2 protein-coding genes and 1 pseudogene are annotated in these 3,940 nt (G+C 66.4%); 2 read left to right on the top strand and 1 reads right to left on the bottom strand.

Features of this window, described 5'->3' with window-relative positions:
* Positions 1-243 precede the first annotated feature (243 nt).
* Together ACK5F2_RS09175 and ACK5F2_RS09170 are read left to right on the top strand one after the other, a co-directional pair.
* On the top strand, positions 244-1,392 hold the full coding sequence (locus ACK5F2_RS09175; protein ID WP_409864238.1) for a sensor histidine kinase: 1,149 nt from the start codon (positions 244-246) through the stop codon (positions 1,390-1,392).
* Positions 1,389-2,225, top strand: coding sequence for a LytR/AlgR family response regulator transcription factor (locus tag ACK5F2_RS09170; RefSeq protein WP_409864237.1), 837 nt, complete (start codon positions 1,389-1,391; stop codon positions 2,223-2,225). The genes ACK5F2_RS09175 and ACK5F2_RS09170 overlap by 4 nt, the downstream gene beginning before the upstream one ends.
* 128 nt (positions 2,226-2,353) lie before the next feature.
* Here the strand turns inward: ACK5F2_RS09170 and ACK5F2_RS09165 are convergent.
* Positions 2,354-3,940, bottom strand: a pseudogene (locus ACK5F2_RS09165) (Oar protein); the annotation flags it as partial.

Raw genomic sequence — 3,940 nt, 5'->3', positions numbered from 1 at the left:
GCCAAGTCCGCCCTGCGCTCCATGGGCACGACCGTGGGCCGCGAGATCATCCGCGGCGTGCTGGGCAGCCTGTTGGGTGGTGGGACGGGCAGCAGCAAGCGTCGACGCTGAGTACTCAGCCACCGCTTGGCGGCCGGGCATTGCACTTCGCGCCCTGCGGCCGCCTCCCGTCGCTTGCCGCTGGCGGGCATGAGACCACGCGGACACATTGCGGTCCTGAACTTCGTCAACCTGCTACGCCCCATGACACAAGCCGCCAAGCCGCCGCACTGCAAGAGCGGCGGGCCCCAGCCCCAGCCTCTGTGGCGAGAGCTGCTGCGCAATGCCCTGCACGCTGCCCTGCTCTGCCTGGCGGTCGGTCTCCTTCTCGCGGCGCCGCGGCAATGGCGGCATCTGGGACTGGAGCTTAGCTACTCCTTCGCCATCGGGATGCAATGCTGGATCTTCATTGATGGGGGCCGCGCCCTCATCGCCAAGCTGCTGCAACGCCGCCACCCGGACGATCCGCGATACGCCGGCGGTTGGCCGGGCACGCCCTGGATGGCGGTTTGCGTGCTGCTGGGCTCCATCCTGGGCTTCAGCCTGGGTCTGCCGCTTGGGGACCTGCTCACGGGGCGGCGCTCGGTTTACTGGTGGGAAGCCAGTTGGGGGACAGCAGCCGGCACGGCCTTGCTGACTCTGGTCGTGGCCAGTCTGACCACAGGCTATTTCTACATCCGCGGCCGCATGCATGCGGCACAGGCCGAGGCCGAGCAGGCCGCCCGTGTGGCGGCCCAGACCCAGCTCCGGCTGCTGGAGGCGCAACTCGAGCCGCACATGCTGTTCAACACCCTGGCCAATCTGCGGGTGCTGATCGGCATCGATCCGGCCCGGGCACAGACCATGCTCGACCAGCTGATCGCCTTCCTGCGCGCCACCCTGAACGCCTCGCGCCAGGGCAGCCATAGCCTGCAGGACGAGTTCGCGCGCATCGCCGACTATCTGCAGCTGATGCAGGTGCGCATGGGTCAACGGCTGCAGACCGAGCTGCATCTGGCGCCTGCGCTGCAAGCCCTGCAAGTCCCGCCGCTGCTGCTGCAACCCCTGGTGGAGAACGCCATCAAGCACGGACTCGAGCCCAAGATCGAAGGCGGACGCCTGACGCTTAAAGCCAGCATCGAGGGTGAGCAGCTGCTGCTGCAGGTCAGCGACACCGGCATCGGACTGGCAGCCGCCGCGAGCGGGGCCAGCACCGAGGGCACGCGCTTCGGCCTGACGCAGGTGCGTGATCGCCTCCAAACCCGCTACGGCAGCCGCGCTTATCTGGACCTGGCGCCCGGCCCCGATGGCAGCGGCTGCCAGGCCAGCGTGTACCTTCCCCTCAGCGAGACCCAAGCCCCTGCGACGCCATGAACCAGCGCCCCACCGCCCTGATTGCCGAAGACGAATCCCTGCTCGCCGAGCATCTGCGCAGCGAGCTGGCCGCCTTGTGGCCGGAACTGGACATCGTCGCCATGGCGCCCCACGGCCAGGCTGCCGTGGAGGCTGCTCTGGCCAAGCAGCCCGATATCTGCTTTCTGGATATCCGCATGCCTGGCATGAACGGACTGGAGGCCGCAGCCGCCCTGACGGAAGATTGGCCGCAGGGCCAGCCCTTGCCTCTGCTGGTCTTCGTGACCGCCTACGACCAGTATGCGCTGCAAGCCTTCGAGCATGCCGCGGCCGACTATGTGCTCAAGCCGGTGCAGCGCGAACGCCTGAGCCAGTGCTGTGCCCGGCTGCGGTCTGCGCTGAGCGCACGCGCGCAGCCCCTGCAGCCGGCTCACGATGCCGTCCAGCAACTGCGCGAGCTCCTGAACAGCACACAGCTGCTTCAGGGCCTGAACCCCGGCAGCCCGGCCGGCACAGCACCCAGCACCGCCCCCCTGCGCCTGCTGCAGGTGGCCGTGGGCAACAGCATCGTGATGCTGCCGGTGGACGAAGTGATCTATTTCGAGGCAGCGGACAAGTATGTGCGGGTGCTGACGGCCCAGCGCGAGTACCTGGTGCGCATCTCCCTGCGCGAACTGCTGCCCCAGCTTGATGCACAACGCTTCTGGCAGGTGCACCGCAGCCTGGTGGTGCGCAGCGATGCGATCGCCCGTGCCGAGCGCGACGAGGCTTCGCGCCTGAGCCTGGTGCTGCATGAGCGCCCGGAGCGCCTGGGCGTGAGCCGGCTCTACGCCCACCTCTTCAAGGCGCTCTGAGCCTGATCTGAGACAGCGCTGAGGCAGGTCGCGCGCGCCCAAGAAAAAACGCCTGCCGCATGCGCGACAGGCGTTGAAGTAGCAAGCGAGGCCCGCCCCTCAAGAGGCGGGCGCCGTCCGGCCGGAGATCAGAACTCGTAACGAGCCGTGATCTGGGCAGCCCACTGGGACTCGCCCTTGGCCTGGCGGGTGGTGTAGTCGGTCACCTTGCCATCCACGTAGTAGACGTAGTTGCCATTGGCGTCCATGCCACCGTAGTTGACGAAGCTGCGGCGCTGACCGCCTTGCGACTCGAAGCGCAGTTCGTCGATACGGCCCCAACGCTTGTTCAGCAGATTGCCGACATTCAGGATGTCCAGGCTGATCACACCCTTGTGACGGCTGGTAAAGCCGGGCACTTCCTGGCTCAGACGCAGGTCAAAGCTGTTCACGAAAGCGGCAAAGCTGGAGTTGCGCGAAACCACGGAACCCTTGGCGGACGACAGAGCCGAGCTGCCGTTGACGATTTCCCAGAAACGCTTCTCGGCGGCGGCGTTGTCAGCCAAACCGCTGTTCTGTGCCGGACGGAAGACCACGCCCGCGGCGCCGGGAGCGCTCGGGATGTACATCAGGTCATTGGTGACGTTGTCACCGTTCATGTCATTGGCATAGGTCCAGCTGTAGGGCTTGCCCTTGCGACCTTCGTAGAACAGACCCACGGTGGTCTTGTACTTGCCCACAAAGGCACGCGACCAGTTGACGGCTGCGCTCACGCGGTCACGCACCAAGTAGGCCGAGTTGGCCGCCACATCCTCATTGGGGTTGTAGATGGCGCGCGAGTTGAAGTTGGAGTTGGCCACCGACGAGGTCAGCGGGCTCACCTCGGTCGCGCTCATGCGGGTGTAGGCCACCTGCCAGTTCAGACCGTACTGCGGCATGGCCTTGGACAGCGACAGGGTCACGGCATCGCCGCCGCCCTTCTTCGTCTCGGTGGCCAGCAGCACGTTGTTGAAAGCGGCATTGCTCAGCGCGCGCTGAGAGCTGCGACCGGTGCCGGGAGCACAGGCGCCGTTGGTCGAGAAGTTACCGTTGCTGGTGAAGCAGTTGGCGGTGTAGGACTGCGGCATCCAGAACATCTGGCGACCATCGACCTTGCTGGTGAGGGTCGGGTCACCCAGGTTCAGGTGCTGGTAGTACAGGCCGGAGTGGGTCTTGGTGTGCACCCATTCAGCGCCCGCCACCAGACCGAACCAGGGCAGCTCGGCGTCATAGGCCAGGTTGAACTTCCAGACGGAAGGCTGACCCAGACCCTTGGCGATGTAGTCCACATTGGCCGCCGGCGGCACGCCGGTCACCGTGGTGGGCTGCTTGTTCGGATCGGGGTTGAACAGGGTGTTGTTGGTCGGGCAGGACGTGCCGCAGGTGATGATGCGGGTGGCCATGCCGGTGTTCGAGTAGGGGTTGGCCAGCCAGACATTGGCGGCCGCGCCTTGGAACAGACCCAGACCGCCACGCACCTGGGACTTGCGCTTGTTGGCCGCATCCAGGGCGTAGTTGAAGCTCAGGCGCGGCTGCAGCAGGTCGGTGCCATCGGCGGTCTGGCTGTTGTCCAGACCGAAGCCGCCGGTGGCGCGGTTGACGGTGTTCGCCCCCGTGACGGTGCCCGCCACCGTGGCCGCGGCCGCCGTGGGGTTGAAGGTGGGCTTGTCATCGGTGGACAGGCGGTCATAGCGCAG

This window comes from Roseateles sp. (genome assembly GCF_046300915.1).
Lineage (GTDB): Bacteria > Pseudomonadota > Gammaproteobacteria > Burkholderiales > Burkholderiaceae_C > Kinneretia.
This window is presented reverse-complemented; position numbering and strand designations above follow the sequence as displayed.

Bases quoted from the DNA above. Each gene is read 5' to 3' on its own strand.
- ACK5F2_RS09170 (WP_409864237.1), top strand. From the start codon at position 1,389: ATGAACCAGCGCCCCACCGCCCTGATTGCCGAAGACGAATCCCTGCTC.
- ACK5F2_RS09175 (WP_409864238.1), top strand. From the start codon at position 244: ATGACACAAGCCGCCAAGCCGCCGCACTGCAAGAGCGGCGGGCCCCAG.